Here is a 15394-nt window from a genome sequence, read left to right on the forward strand (position 1 = left end):
CAGCTAAAGGGGCTAAAACTCCAGATTTGAAAGAATTCTGGCAGATTGGTCAGGAAGTCAGCTAAAGGGGCTAAAACTCCAGATTTGAAAGAATTCTGGCAGATTGGTCAGGAAGTAACTGATGGTGATCCTGTTAAAAATGAATATCCTGATAATGAAGTTTTAGAAGAATTGCCAGAATTTAACAAAGTAACAGGCGATATTTATAAAAAACTGGAAGAAAACGGGACACATTTATTACGCGCCATTGCTACTTACCTGGAATTGCCGATCAATTATTTCGACAAACACGTTCATAACGGAAATTCTATTTTAAGGGGTATCCACTACTTCCCGATCGAAAATCCTGAAACCATTCCTGATGATGCGGTACGTGCAGGTGCACATGAAGACATCAATTTGATTACCTTATTAATTGGCGCCAGTGCTGATGGTCTTGAAGTGTTAACCCGCAGTAATGAGTGGTTACCTATTAAAGCACATCATACCGATATCGTTGTAAACGTTGGTGATATGTTACAGCGTTTAACCAACAATAAATTAAAATCGACTACACATAGAGTGGTAAACCCACCTCGTGAACTGATGAAAACCTCGCGTTTCTCTGTTCCTTTTTTCTTGCACCCACGCAGCGACATGGACCTAACAAGTTTACCATCAACCATAGATGCTGAACATCCTAAAGCCTATAGCGATATGACTGCGGGCGAATATTTGGATGAAAGATTAAGAGAAATTGGATTGAAAAAATAAAAAAGATCGTCATTGCGAGACTCGATTTTTCATCGAGACGTGGCAATCTTATTTGAAAAAATATTAAGCATCGGCCAAAACCGGTGCTTTTTTGTTATTTTCAAACATGCATTCAACAACTTTAGAAGTTTTTGCCGAGATTGATGGCATTGGCTCTGCTTCGGGTCTATTCCTTCACGAAGATTTCCTGTATATCATTGGCGACAACAGCGGCTACTTGAACGAATATAACATCAAAACCAAAAAGCTACGCAAAATTCAGATTTTATTTGATAAAACACTTGATCAGTTAGAAAATATACCTAAATCCTTAAAACCCGATTTCGAAATTCTTTGTCATAATAACAATAAGCTCTACATATTAGGTTCGGGCGCTACGCCCAAAAGAAACCTGATGATCGAATTCGACCTGAAAACTCAAAAAGTTATTCAGAAAGACCTGACCGATACCTACACCAAACTTAAAGCTATCGCCAAAACAGACGATCAGAACTTTAACCTCGAAGGTTCAATTTTTACAGGGAATGAGTGGCTACTTTTTAACCGGGGCAATGGGATCGATGCAAAGAATGGCATATTCAATATCCAGGAAGCAGATTTAGCTAAAGCTAAACAAGTTAAGTTCACAGACTTTGAAGCTAACCTTCAGTAATAAAATCTCTGGCAAACATAAATTTGAAGGCATTACTTTGCTTAGCCAAAGCGAGCATAGTACAACCTTCCTGCTATGTGAAGATCGCGATAGCGAAAAACTTAAAACGGTAATTTATAAGCTGATTCTAAATCATTAGCTTAGGAGCTATTAACTTTCTAGCAAACACCCCATTAAGCTGATAACCCTAAGCTCTTATATCATTATGTAAACCTCAAACATCTAATCAACTATGAAACGTACCGCTCTCAAAATTTTTCTAATCTATATCTCTTTACTCCTAGCTTGCCGGCCTGATAAACCGATTATACAAAAGAACGTCGTAAACGATGTTACACAACTCAACCCCATAAAGGTTACCAAAATAATYGCGCCACAAACTTCTGCTGAAATTATTAAGGCAGTTAAAACCCACAATGAACCTATTTCGATAGGTGGAGGTCGATTTAGTCAGGGTGGACAAACGGCTACAGAAAATGCTTTGCAAATTGACATGAGAAAGTTTAACAGGATTTTAAGTTTCTCAAAAGAACATAAGGAAGTCACAGTTCAAGCCGGTATAAGGTGGCGCGAGCTGATCCAGTTTATTGACCGATACGATTTATCTGTTAAAATTATGCAGACTTATGCGAATTTTACGGTTGGTGGCTCACTTAGTGTTAACGTGCATGGTCGTTATGTTGGGCAAGGACCAATTATTTTATCAGTTAAAAGCTTTAAGATTGTTTTAGCCGACGGAAGTTTCATCACCGCGAGCCCAACGGTTAACAGTGAAGTTTTTTATGCAGCTATTGGCGGCTACGGCGGAATTGGCGTAATTACCGAAGTAACCTTATCGCTAACAGACAATTATAAAATAGCGCGAAAAGATACCCTGATGGATATTGCCGCCTACAAAAAGTTTTTCTTTTCTAACATTCGAAATAAACCCCAGTTCGTATTTCATAACGCAGATATATACCCAAATAGTTACACCAAAGTTAGAGCAGTTACTTATGCAAGAACCGAAAATAAATTAACCGTAACCGAGCGTTTAAAACCGAACGATGTAAACTATGGATTGAAAAAATTTGCCATGAAAGTAGTTGCCGGTTCTGATTTTGGAAAGTGGCTAAGGCAACACATTGCAGATCCGGTACATTATACAGGTAAAGTTGTTGAATGGAGAAATTATGAAGCGACCTATGATGTGCAAGAGCTCGAACCCAATTCGAGAAAAAAAGCGACCTATGTTTTACAAGAATATTTTATACCAGTAGATCATTTTGATTCCTTTTATCCAAAAATGGTTAAAGTATTAAAAAACAACGATGTAAATGTGATCAACATTTCAATCCGGCATGCAAATAAAGATACGGGATCGTATCTCGCTTGGGCTAAGGAGGAAGTTTTTGCTTTCGTAATTTATTACAAACAGGAAATATCTGATGTTGAAAAGGCAAAAGTAACCCAATGGACAAGGGCCTTGATTGATGCATCGCTTTCTGAAAAGGGTGCTTACTATCTGCCCTATCAAATACAGGCTACTCAATCACAGTTTTCAAAAGCTTATCCAAATGCTGAAACATTTTTTAAATTAAAAAGGAAGTATGATCCTAATTATAAATTCAGGAATAAACTTTTTGATGCCTATTATAATCCAAAAAACTAGTATTAAGCGAGTTGTCAACTTTAATAGCCATTTAGCTAGAACGTTGTCAACACTGAATGATGCAAACTAAGATTTACTTCTTCGATTCGTCTATGGCTTTATTTACCACATCCTGAATCCTTCCTCTAATTTTTAAGTTCGATAGTTTATCGGTAACGGTAGGGTTAACACGGTTAGACAAAAACACATACACCAAACCGCGCGATGGATCTACCCAAACACAAGTTCCGGTATAACCGGTATGGCCGTAAGTTTGTGGCGAAGCCAGTTCAGACGGGTAATGTTTAGTCGTGTCCGGATCCCAACGATCGAAACCCAAACCTCTGCGGCTAACATTCGATTGTTTCGAAGTAAACATATCTACTGTCGAATTCTTGAAATATTCTACCCCGCCATAAGTACCACGGTTTAAAAGCATCTGGTAAATAATGGCCAAATCGTTGGCGCTGGCGAACAAACCTGCGTGACCAGAAACACCACCAGCCAAAGCTGCTCCCTGATCGTGAACGTAGCCAACTAAAAGGGTTTTCCTGAAATAGCTATCCATTTCGGTTGGGATAATCTGTTCTGGTTTAAAGCGGTTACGTGGTAAAAAACCTGCCGTTTGCATGCCTAATGGTTTGTAAAAATTTTCGTAAGTATATTGATTTAAAGGCTCTTCGCTAATGTGCTCTACAATATCTTTCATTACATACATGCTGATATCGCTGTATACATATTTGCCCCGTGTTTTTATTGGCGAGTTTAACATTTTAGGCCACATAAAATCTTTAAAAAAGCCTTTTTTGATGTAATAATTGTCGGCTACTTTCGTCGGGTAAGCTGCCGAAGAATCCCTGCTGTAATCGCCGGTTTTCACATAATCGTGAAAAGGAATGTAGGGAATAAAACCTGCCTGGTGCAACATCACTTCGCGCACCTGAATGTTGTTCATTGGCGTAGTACGTGCCTTTGGGATATAAGCACCAATATTGGTATCTAATTTTAACTTTCCTTCTTCAAATAAACGCATTACGGCAGGAGTAGTTGCAGTTACCTTGGTTACCGAAGCCAGATCAAAAATATCGGTTACCTTATCGGGCACATTGGTGTCATAAGTATGTGTGCCATATGCTTTGTTAAAGATCACCTTACCGTCTTTAGCCACCAAAACCACTAATCCTGGTGTTGCTTTCTGCGCTATGGCCTCAGCAGCAATGGCATCAATTTCTTTTAAGTTGTTCGAATTTAAACCTGCATCTTCGGGTACGGTGTACTTTAAGCGCGTGGCCGTTGTAGTAAAACCAGAACCCATGGTATAACGTGCGGAATAAGCAGTAGTTAACTTATTTGAAGCGGCAATGCCACCAAAAATATACTGTGGCACAATAGCAGCAGCATCAATATTGTTTTGACCGGTCCATACAATCGGCGATTTTAACAGATCGAATGATTTTAAACCTGGCCCATTACCAAAAAAAGAAATAATTACCTGTTTATTTTTACTGATACTGTTAATGAAGTTAATGTATTTGGCTTTGCTTACATTTTGATCATCAATAGAAATTAAAATGGTATTAAAATATTTAAGGTCATCTTCTAAATCGTTCAAATTCACGCTGTCTTTATAAGAATCGGCAGAAAATGAAGTAATTTTATCATATTTATTCGCCAAACTATCAAAAACGGCACTGTAAGCAAAGCTCAGGCTAACTGAAGCAATATTCTTTTTCTCTAGTGATTTTAAGGGAATAACACCATCCTGATTGTTTAACAATACGGTTGTATGAGCTATCACATTGGCAATAGCCAGTTTTTTCTCATTCGCTGTATGCTCCTGTGCGCAGGCCATTAAACATAAAATATTGCAGCAAAATGCTACAACCAAGATACACAATCTATTTCGCTTCATATACTTTTTCTCCGTTCAGGTAGGTTTTTAAAACTTTGGTTTTTAATATGTTTTGTGGTGTTGATTTCAAAATATCGTGATCGAGCATAACAAAATCCGCCAATTTGCCTTTCTCCAAACTGCCTTTTTCGTATTCTTCAAAATTGGCTTTTGCGGCCCAGATGGTCATTCCGCGTAAAGCTTCTTCAGGTGTTAAGGCATTTTCCATTTGGAAGCCACGTTTCGGAAAACCTTTTGCATCTTCTCTCACTGTTGCAGCATAAAACGTTAATAATGGATTAATGTTTTCGACCGGAAAATCAGTGCCCAAAGGAATCCAACCGTTCTGCTTTAACAATTGTTTGTAAGCATAGGCACTTTTTAACCTTTCGGCACCTAAACGCTGTCCGGCCCAGTACATATCGGAAGTGGCATGGGTAGGCTGAACGGATGGAACAATGCTGGCCTTTCCGAATAGATCAAAATCACCGGCATTCACTACCTGAGCATGCTCAATCCGCCAGCGCTGATCGTTTTTACCTTTTAAAATTTTATTGTAAATATTCAGGATTACCCTATTGGCCGAATCGCCAATGGCGTGGGTACACATCTGGAAATGATTGGCTGCGATCTGTTTGGCMACTTCTTCAAAGTGTTTTTGATCGCTCAATAAAAAACCTGTTTTATTTGGCATATCGCTATATGGGTGCAACAGGCAGGCCCCACGCGATCCCAAGGCACCATCGGCATAGACCTTAAAAGCCCGAACATTTAACCGATCGGTTTTGATCGGCCCGCGACTAAAAAGATATTTATAATTATCAGGCTCATCAGAAAGCATTACATAAAGCCTCATTTTAAGCTTGTTTTCTTTCTGCAGTTTTTCGATGAATTCGACAGCCAGATAACTTAAGCCACAATCATCAATGGTGGTTAAGCCTGCCGCGAAACAGTTTTTCTGTGCATCGATAAATATTTTTTCAGCCAGTTTAGCATCTGGTGATGGGATTTTACGCTCTACTAAAGCCACGGCATTATCGATTAAAACACCAGTTAACTTTCCGTTTTGGGTAAGCATATCGCCACCTACCAATTTCTGCTCGCCTTTTATGCCTGCATCATCTAAAGCTTTTTGGTTAGCAATGGCCGCATGGCCATCAATGCGGTTTAAAAATACCGGGCGATCAGGGAAAAGTGCCGTTAGTTTTTCATTTGTTGGGAAAGCTTTATTGTCCCAATCGTTTTGGTCCCAGCCATTGCCAATTAACCAACCATCGGGGTGCGTTTTGGCAAAGTCGGTTAAGCGCTTAAGCACTTCATCCCACGATTTTGTTTCTCTTAAATCAGCTGTCTGCAAACTTTGTCCGTAGCCATAAAAATGGGCATGAGCATCTATAAAACCTGGATAAATGGCCATGCCTTCGGCATTGATTTCTTCTTTGCCAGCATATTTGGCTTGAATATCATCACTTTTGCCAAGGGCCAAGATTCTACCATTCTTTACAGCGAAGGCTTCAACTGTTTCGAACTTTTTGTTTACGGTATAAACTTTAGCATTATAAACAACTACATCAGCTTCTTCTTTCCTGGCACAAGAAGAGAAGAGTATAGCTAGAAAAAGGCTGTATAAAATGGATTTCATATCGATAAAGATAGAAAATTGAAATCATTGCCTTTGTAAATTCGGTTTTACAGAGATGATTTGTACCATTGGTCTTAGCGTCTGGCTAAGACACCGTGACAATTAGTTTTTTGCCCTGATGCACACGGATAAACACGGATTTTCTACTCTAGGCCGTGATCTGTGTCTCCACAGGCCGTCTAAATAACAACTTTATTATCCGTTAATAGATCCTGAAACAAATCCGATAGCTATCGGATCAGGAGGACGGCTCATCGTAAACCAATCAATTGATTCCTGCGTTTATAGCTACTGGCCCAAGTGAAATAAACCCGATGGAAGCGGTATACTTTTTGGCGGTCACCCTGAGCGGAGTCGAAGGGCAGCCAAAAAGATACAGCGCACAGCGGGACTACCAGAACCGATTGGCACAGGAACCTGCTTTTCAAAAAAAATGAGACTTAAAAATGAATGCATAGATTATTCTCCTAATCGATAGTCTGTATTTCCATTTGCGTTATTCGTTTATCAGCACGGACCAGAGATTAAAAAAGAAAGTAATTTTTCATATTTTAAAGATCCTTCGACTACGCTCAGGATGACAACTTATGTGAAATTGTCTGCTTAGCAATTCAATCCTATTTACCAACAGTCATTTACATGTTGAGTTTTAAACAAATCGGGTTCTTTAAGCTTATTTTGCATAATTTAGCAAATTCACTTTGCCTTAATACATGACTGATATTATTCACTTATTGCCTGATGCTGTTGCCAATCAAATTGCTGCCGGAGAAGTTGTTCAACGACCTGCTTCTGCGGTAAAAGAATTGCTCGAAAATTCGATAGATGCAGGTGCAGATAAAATTCAACTGGTAGTAAAAGATGCCGGTAAGGCATTGATTCAGATTATAGATAACGGCTGTGGGATGAGCGTTACCGATGCCAGAATGTGTTTCGAACGCCATGCCACTTCGAAGGTAAAAAAAGCCGAAGATTTATTTGCCATCCGTACCATGGGTTTCCGTGGTGAGGCCATGGCTTCTATTGCGGCAATTTCGCAGGTAGAAATGAAAACCCGCAGGCATGAGGATGAAATCGGCACCTGTATCTCCATCGAAGGTGCACAGGTAACCAACCAGGAGCCCGTTGCCACCTCACCTGGGACACAGATTTCGATTAAAAATTTATTTTTCAATACGCCTGCCAGAAGGAATTTCCTTAAAAGTAATCCGGTAGAAATGCGCCATATTCTGGATGAATTTCAACGTGTAGCATTGGCGCACCCTGCTGTATTTTTTAGTCTGCACCATGATGGCACCGAGATTTTTAACCTGCCAAAAGGCAATTTAAAACAACGTATTGTCCACCTTTTTGGCAACAACTATAACGAACGCTTGGTTCCTGTTGAAGAGGAAACGACCATTATTAACTTAAAAGGCTATATCGGCAAACCTGCTTTTGCAAAGAAAACCAGGGGCGAACAGTTCTTTTTTGTGAATAACCGTTTCATTAAAGATCCGTATTTAAACCACGCGGTAAGTTCGGCTTTCGAAGATTTATTACCAGACGATAGTTATCCGCTGTATGTACTGTTTATAGAGATCGATCCATCAAAAATTGATGTAAACGTTCATCCCACTAAAACAGAGATTAAATATCTGGATGAAAAATCCATTTATGCAATCATGAAATCGGCAGTAAAACGTTCAATTGGCCGTTATAACATTTCGCCGACTTTAGATTTCGATCAGGAAACAGGTTTTAGCAATATGATTACCCATAAAGCGGTTGAAGATATTGTTCCACCAAGCATTAATTTCAATCCTGATTTTAATCCATTTGCCATCGATAGCAGTTCTACATCGGGTTACGCTTCATCACCAAGAAATTATGAAGCCAAACCGAGTGCTAAAAACTGGGGTTCGCTTTACGAAATAACTGAACAGCCAATTGTAGAACAAACCTCTATTTATGCTGACGAAACGGTTTTAGAAACCAAGCAAAAGCAGTACATGCAATTGCACAACCGTTATATTGTTTCGCAGATTAAGTCGGGATTGATGGTGATCGATCAACAAATGGCACATGAGCGAATCCTTTACGAGCGTTTTCTCGTACATCTGGATGACCGCAAAGGTGCATCGCAGCAGAGTTTATTTCCGCAAACCATTACACTTAACGCCAACGATTTTGAACTGGCCAAAAGTTTACTGGATGATATAAAAAGTTTGGGCTTCGATGTACGCGAATTTGGAAAAAATACGTTGGTAGTAGAAGGCGTTCCGGTTGATCTGGGCAGCAGCAATATTAACGAAACGCAATTATTTGAACAGTTGATTGAGGGCTTTAAAAACTCGCAGCAGGAACTAAAATTAAGCAAACGCGAYAGCCTGGCCAGAAGTTTAGCAAAAAACAGCGCTATAAAAGCCGGAACAAGTCTTGGTCAGGAGGAAATGAATACTTTGATTGATGAGCTTTTTGCCTGTAAAACACCTAACTTTAGCGTGAGTGGCAAACCGATTATCCAAACCATTACTTTGGCAGAGTTGGATAAGAAGTTTGAGAAATAGACTAAAGACCAAAGCTAAAAGACTAAAGCAAAACTTAGATGTTCTTAGATGTCTAAGGTGGTAAAAAAGTTTGGGGTTTGGAGCTGAGCGTTTAGCGTCGATTAACCGATTTAAACAATTTACCCGGTTCAGCGTTTGGAGTTAGGCGTTTAGCGTCGATTAAGCAGTTTAAACAATTAACCGATTTTTAAAATTAAATGAATAACATATATATTCCACCGGTAGTAAAAAACCTACTGATAATTAACATCTTATTTTTTGTAGCGAGTTACCTATTAACAACACTCCACCTTGATGATCGGCTAGCAGTATATTATTTTGATTCTCCGAAGTTTGAGATATGGCAGCCGATTAGCTACATGTTTATGCATGGCGGTATAGCACACATCTTTTTTAATATGTTTGCATTGTATTCTTTTGGAAGTTTGCTAGAATCAAGATGGGGAGCTAAAAAATTCATTATTTTTTATTTTATTACCGGATTAGGTGCGCTTGCATTGCAGTGGGCCGTACAGGCTTACGAAGTACATCAGATTATAGGTAGTGCCACCAATAACGGAAAAATAAACCTTACCGCATTATTTCAGGGGGAGTTCAACACAAGCCAACTTTCTATGGCACAAGCGGTTACACTACGAAGCATCTATTTTGGAGGTATGGTAGGAGCCTCGGGTGCTATATTTGGTTTATTGGTTGCCTTTGGCATGCTTTATCCAAATGCCGAATTACTGATTATGTTTATTCCGGTTCCGGTGAAAGCAAAATATATTATACCAATTTATATTTTAGTAGAGTTATCTTTGGGTGTTGCCCAGTTTGAAGGCGATTCTGTTGCCCATTATGCTCACCTTGGTGGTGCCTTAATCGGCTTTATACTGGTTAAAATATGGAAAGACAAAAACGATACATTTTATACACTCTATGAATAATACTTTCAAAGATTTAAAATACAAGGTTTTTCAATCGGGCAATCCATTGTTCTTTTACATTGGGATTAATGTGATGCTGTTTTTAGTCACCGCCATCATTGGTGTAATTGTTTTTTTAGGTCGTATCCCTATCGATTTTGATTTATGGCTTAGAGAATATGTTGGCTTACCAGCAAGTATTTCCAAATTGCCTGAACGTTTTTACACCATATTTACTTACATGTTTTTTCATGACGGGGTTCTTCATATCCTATTCAATATGCTCGGCTTATTTTGGTTCGGCAACATATTCATGAATTTTCTAAAAAGCAGACAATTTCATTTTGTTTACTTGGCCGGTGGTTTATTTGGCGGCTTATTTGCCATAGCCATATTAAATATATTTCCAGTTTATTCTGGCGGATTAGCAGGGGTAACCATTGTAGGAGCATCTGCGGCCGTAATGGCCATTATTTTCGCTGCCGCAACACTGGTACCGAATTACACCATCATGTTGCTTTTCTTTGGCGAGGTTAAAATTAAATGGATTGCCATTATTTATTTTGTACTCGATTTTATTGCCATCGGATCAGTAAATGCCGGCGGAAGTTTAGCGCACATTGGTGGCGCACTTTTAGGTTTCACTTTTATTAAAAGTTTGCAGCGTGGAAGAGATTGGAGCAAGCTGTTCGAACGCAAACCGAAATTAAAGGTAGTTCGGAATGAAAAACCGGTTAAAAAACCCGAATTTAAAGGCGGCGTTTCACAGCAGGAAATAGATGCCATTTTAGATAAGATATCAACCTCAGGATACGATAAATTAACAGCAGTAGAAAAAGAAAAACTATTTAAGGCAAGTAAAGATTAATGGCCACAAAAAAGAAGAATTATAGTTTAGTGGATAAACTCCTTTTGCCCATTGCCGTTGTATTGGCAATTGCATTGCTATTGGGGGTTCTTGCCGGAAATATGGATCCAAGAAAACATGCCATTATTGCTTTTTTCGGTCTCGCCTATCCCTTTGTCCTATTCGCTAATATTATCTTCTTGGTGTGGTGGTTTTTAAGCAAAAAATGGATTTTTGCAATTGCCACCGTTCTGGTTATCGCACTAGGTGCTAAAACTTTAAAAGCAACCTTCGCCATTGGTGGCGATGAAGGTGGCACTGAAAAAGCAGACAATAGCATCAGGATGATGACCTACAATGTACACAGCTTTAAACTATACGGCGAAGACAATACCGAATCGGTAAAAGAAAAAATGCTTCAGGTGGTGAAAGATCAAAATCCTGATATCATCTGTTTCCAGGAGTTTTTTACCCGTTACAAAGGCGCTTTTGATACGGTTGATAGCTTGAAGGTACTACTAAATACAAAATACTACTACTTCTTACCCACCAATAAAAACGATTACGAAGCTACTGGCTTAGCCATATTTTCTAAATTCCCGATCAAGGATTCTGGTAAAATCCCTTTTGTTGAAGGTTTCCCTGGCAACATGAGTATTTATACCGATTTAAACATCAAAGGAAAAACCTTAAGGGTTTACAATGTGCACTTCCAATCTATTTCTTTCGAAAAGCAGGATTACGAATACTTGGATAAGGTAAAAGAAATGAATACCGAACTGCAGCCATCTAAACGGATTTTAAGAATGCTGAAAAGTGCCTTTTTGAAACGTAGCGGTCAGGTTGATATTATGAAAAAGGAAATGGCAACCTGTAAAACGCCTTACCTTATTGCCGGCGATTTTAACGATACCCCGGCGTCTTATGTAGTTACCCAGATTACCTCCGGATTAAACAATAGTTTTATTAAAAAGGGTAACGGTTTTGGCAAAACCTATAATGGTAAGTTCCCTAATTTTCAGATCGATTATATTGCCACTTCTAAGGAACTTGAGGTGTTAAATTACAAAATTACCCAGGCCAAGTTATCCGATCACTTTCCGGTGCGCAGCGATTTAAGGTTTGTACCTTAATTTCTTTTAAGATTTAATATTCCGTTGACTGAAGTCAACGGCCAAAACTAAGGCTCTTCTTTGACGTTGACTTGGATATAAACAAGAATTATGGCGATTGCTTATAACTGATCATTCCTTATTGGAGTGCAAGTCCTGTATAAAACAATAAGTTTCTTCCCGCCTTACGCTTTTACGCTTCGCTGCCTCGTACCTCGTTGCTGCAGGGTAGCGCTCAATGTCATTAAGTTAAGTACTATGCCGTTGTCAGTCTGAGCTTGTCGAAGACCTTTCTATAGTCGAAAACGAAAAAACATTTGTCCTTCGACAGGCTCAGGATGACAATGTTTTTTGTTTTCTCCTTAACTTAATGACATTGGGGTAACGCTTTAACCAGGGCTAAGTGGCCAAAACAGTTTTTCATTTTGGGGGTTGCAGGGCGCACAAACCCTTGTTCCTAAACCCGATTGCAGCGAACATACCGATCCTTCATCGGTATAAAGCGCAAAGCGGGGCCGAAAACCTCCAAGAACCACAAGCCTTTCATTTTCTAATTTTAATAAAGCTCTTTTCCATTTCGGTCGGTGAGACACCAATCCTGTTTCTTTATTTCGCATCTTATTCCGTTGACTGAAGTCAACGGCTAAGCCTCCTCTTTACCGCTGGCTTCAGCCAACGGAGCCCAAACAAAAATTTTTCTTACCATACATCAACAATAGGTTTGTTCCTTATCTCCATATTTGCTTCATAAAATTTAAAAAAAATCTTCAAAAATATGAGCTTAATAGATGCCCTAAACTGGCGTTATGCCGTTAAGAAAATGAACGGTCAACCTGTTGAACAAGAAAAGGTTGATAAAATTATTGCTGCAGCACACTTGGCACCAACATCATCTGGTTTACAGCCATTTAAAGTGATTGTGGTAACCAACCAGGAGTTAAAAGAGAAAATCGCACCGATTGCTTATAACCAATCGCAGGTTATCGATTCTTCTCACCTATTGATTTTCGCAGCCAACGAGAACTATACTGAAGAAGGTATTGATGCCGTTTTTAGCAGAATGAACGCTGAACGTGGCTTACCAGAAAGTGGAACTGATGCTTACAAAGCACAATTAAAAGGCATGGTATTATCCAGAACTGCTGAAGAAAACTTTAACCATGCAGCCCGTCAAGCTTATATCGGTTTCGGCATTGCCATTGCAGAAGCAGCTTTGTTAAAAGTAGATGCCACACCAATGGAAGGCTTTAATGGCCCTGCTTTAGATGAACTTTTAGGTTTAGATAAAAAAGGCTTAAAAAGTGTTACCCTATTGCCATTAGGAAACAGGGATGAAGCTGGCGATTGGTTGGTAAACCTTAAAAAAGTACGTTCACCTAAAGAAGAATTTTTGATCGAGTTTAAATAACAGGCAAACAACACTATATTTAAAACGGGCCGCTATTTAGCGGCTTGTTTTGTTTTAGAATAGTTAGTTTGGCGCTGGGAGTTTGGCGTTTGGAGTCGATTAACCGATTTAAACAATTAACCGGTTAACCTAAAAAGTACTCACATATTAGATCCTGAAACAAGTTCAGGAGGACGGTATACGGGGAATGAACCAGTGAACTAATGACCAATGAACTTAAATCTTTTGTAAAAAAATGTTAAACATCATCACATTTTATGTGCTCTATTTATAATTGGATATATTTACGGGCTTAGCATTTAATATCCAATACATGAAGATTTTTAGATTATCGTTTATAATACTGTCACTTCTATCAGCACTAAGTTTTTCTTCGTCGGCACAAACCGACACCATTAGCATAAACAGCATCATTACCAAAACGAATAAGGTATTGAGCGATTATCCTGCAGAAAAAATTTATCTTCATTTCGATAAACCCTATTACGCCGTTGCCGATACGGTTTGGTTTAAAGCATATGTTACCGAAAACCAGAATTTCTTATCTGCAATTAGTAAGATCATTTATGTTGATGTGATCAATCAGAAAGATTCGCTTATCCAAACCCTAAAACTACCCATTACCGGTGGTTTTGCTTACGGCAGTTTCCCCTTAGATCAGATTAATTATAAACAAGGTAACTACCATATCAGGGCTTATACTTTGTGGATGCTAAACAGTGAAGATCCTGCTTATTTTAACAAGACTTTTTATGTAGGGGAAGCCATTGACAAGGAAGTGAAAACCCATATCACTTATAAAAATACCTCTACTGATAAGTTAGAAAAAATTGATGCACGCGTACAATTTAAAGATGCCRATAATAAACCTTATGCCAATAAAAATGTAAGCTGGCAAGTGGTTACCAGTTATACCGTTATTGCCAAAGGAAGGGGCACAACAGATGCCAATGGCTTTTTAACAATAGCCATGAGCAATGCACAAAAGGCAGAATATCAATTACAAAAAGGCGAACTGATTACCAGCATCAATACAACTGATAAAGATGTGGCAAGCAGTAGCTTTCAACTTAAAAACGCTATCGTAAGCAAAGATTTTCAATTTTTCCCTGAAGGTGGAAGTTTAATTGCCGGCTTAACCAACAAGGTAGCCTTTAAAGCCATTAAAAGTGATGGTTTGGGCATTAACGCTAAAGGCACAGTAACGGATAACGATGGCAAAACTGTTACTACTTTTACCGCTCAGCATTTAGGAATGGGCAGTTTCAACTTATTGGCCGAAGCTGGAAAAACCTACAAAGCGACAGTTACTTATGCTGATGGCACTACTCAAAATTATAATTTGCCTGCAGTGGCAGCAAATGGTGTTGCCATAAATATAGATAATAGCAGCGCCGATAATGTGGCCATAAAAATTGCAGCCAATGATGCTTTCTTTGAGCAAAACCAAGGCAAAAAGCTTTATTTAATTGCGCAGAGCAAAGGCGTGATCTGCTATGGTGCACAAACAGCATTATCAAACAAAGAATACAATACGACCGTACTTAAATCTAAATTCCCGAATGGAATTGCACAGTTTACCTTATTTAATGAATTTGGTAAACCCTTAAGCGAACGCTTGGTTTTTGTTCAGCATAAAAATACCATGGCCGTAACTTTAACCAGTGCTGCAACTACTTACGGAATCAAGAAAAAGGTTAAAATAAATGTGGCGGCTAAAAAAGACGGCGCCCCTGTAGAAGGTAGCTTCTCGGTAGCTGTTGTAGATGAGTCGAAGGTTCCATCAAGTGAGGACGCAACCAGTACGATATTAACAGGGCTATTATTAAGCAGCGATGTTAAGGGTTATATCGAAAAAGCAAATTATTACTTTAATGCACCCGATGCGAAGAAAAACGCAGATTTAGATGTATTGTTACTTACCCAGGGCTACCGCAGTTTCAAATACACTGATATTATTGCCAATAAATTACCTAAAATTGATTTCTTACCCGAACAAGGC

Annotated in this window: 9 protein-coding genes and 2 pseudogenes; 9 read left to right on the top strand and 2 right to left on the bottom strand. The window is 38.9% G+C overall.

Features of this window, described 5'->3' with window-relative positions:
- Positions 1-51 precede the first annotated feature (51 nt).
- The 3 genes and pseudogenes from AC1DND_RS03350 to AC1DND_RS03360 form a co-directional block, all read left to right on the top strand.
- Positions 52-753: pseudogene (locus AC1DND_RS03350) on the top strand (isopenicillin N synthase family dioxygenase); the annotation flags it as partial.
- Positions 754-859: 106 nt separating this feature from the next.
- A complete protein-coding gene (locus AC1DND_RS03355) occupies positions 860-1405 on the top strand; it encodes a DUF6929 family protein (RefSeq protein WP_477579109.1) in 546 nt (181 codons plus the stop codon).
- A gap of 232 nt (positions 1406-1637) precedes the next feature.
- Positions 1638-3056 carry an FAD-binding oxidoreductase gene (locus AC1DND_RS03360; protein WP_477579111.1) on the top strand — a complete coding sequence of 473 codons (1419 nt, stop codon included), beginning with the start codon at positions 1638-1640 and terminating at the stop codon, positions 3054-3056.
- A gap of 73 nt (positions 3057-3129) precedes the next feature.
- On the opposite strand, the gene AC1DND_RS03365 is transcribed toward AC1DND_RS03360, so the two are convergent.
- Entirely contained in the window at positions 3130-4887 is a 1758-nt protein-coding gene (locus AC1DND_RS03365; RefSeq protein WP_477579113.1) for a serine hydrolase domain-containing protein, read from the bottom strand.
- 46 nt (positions 4888-4933) lie between these two features.
- On the bottom strand, positions 4934-6568 hold the full coding sequence (locus AC1DND_RS03370) for an amidohydrolase (protein WP_477579115.1): 1635 nt from the start codon (positions 6566-6568) through the stop codon (positions 4934-4936).
- Positions 6569-7281: 713 nt separating this feature from the next.
- Between AC1DND_RS03370 and mutL the strand changes: the two genes are divergently transcribed.
- The 6 genes and pseudogenes from mutL to AC1DND_RS03400 all read left to right on the top strand — a co-directional run.
- On the top strand, positions 7282-9117 hold the full coding sequence (gene mutL, locus AC1DND_RS03375) for a DNA mismatch repair endonuclease MutL (RefSeq protein ID WP_029279969.1): 1836 nt from the start codon (positions 7282-7284) through the stop codon (positions 9115-9117).
- Between the two features lie 197 nt (positions 9118-9314).
- Positions 9315-10046, top strand: a complete 732-nt coding sequence (locus AC1DND_RS03380; RefSeq protein ID WP_477579117.1) for a rhomboid family intramembrane serine protease — start codon at positions 9315-9317, stop codon at positions 10044-10046.
- On the top strand, positions 10039-10893 hold the full coding sequence (locus AC1DND_RS03385) for a rhomboid family intramembrane serine protease (RefSeq protein ID WP_477579119.1): 855 nt from the start codon (positions 10039-10041) through the stop codon (positions 10891-10893). Before AC1DND_RS03380 ends, AC1DND_RS03385 begins: the two co-directional genes overlap by 8 nt.
- Entirely contained in the window at positions 10893-12005 is a 1113-nt protein-coding gene (locus AC1DND_RS03390; RefSeq protein WP_477579121.1) for an endonuclease/exonuclease/phosphatase family protein, read from the top strand. The genes AC1DND_RS03385 and AC1DND_RS03390 overlap by 1 nt, the downstream gene beginning before the upstream one ends.
- Positions 12006-12759: 754 nt before the next feature.
- The gene (locus AC1DND_RS03395; protein WP_057932199.1) at positions 12760-13392 is read left to right on the top strand and encodes a nitroreductase family protein; all 633 of its coding nucleotides are present in this window, start codon (positions 12760-12762) and stop codon (positions 13390-13392) included.
- Positions 13393-13705: 313 nt separating this feature from the next.
- A pseudogene (locus tag AC1DND_RS03400) lies at positions 13706-15394 on the top strand (carboxypeptidase regulatory-like domain-containing protein); the annotation flags it as partial.

It is taken from the genome of Pedobacter sp. 01N416 (assembly GCF_056399685.1).

Bases quoted from the DNA above. Each gene is read 5' to 3' on its own strand.
- AC1DND_RS03355 (WP_477579109.1), top strand. From the start codon at position 860: ATGCATTCAACAACTTTAGAAGTTTTTGCCGAGATTGATGGCATTGGC.
- AC1DND_RS03365 (WP_477579113.1), bottom strand. From the start codon at position 4,887: ATGGCCTGCGCACAGGAGCATACAGCGAATGAGAAAAAACTGGCTATT.
- AC1DND_RS03380 (WP_477579117.1), top strand. From the start codon at position 9,315: ATGAATAACATATATATTCCACCGGTAGTAAAAAACCTACTGATAATT.
- AC1DND_RS03385 (WP_477579119.1), top strand. From the start codon at position 10,039: ATGAATAATACTTTCAAAGATTTAAAATACAAGGTTTTTCAATCGGGC.
- AC1DND_RS03390 (WP_477579121.1), top strand. From the start codon at position 10,893: ATGGCCACAAAAAAGAAGAATTATAGTTTAGTGGATAAACTCCTTTTG.
- AC1DND_RS03395 (WP_057932199.1), top strand. From the start codon at position 12,760: ATGAGCTTAATAGATGCCCTAAACTGGCGTTATGCCGTTAAGAAAATG.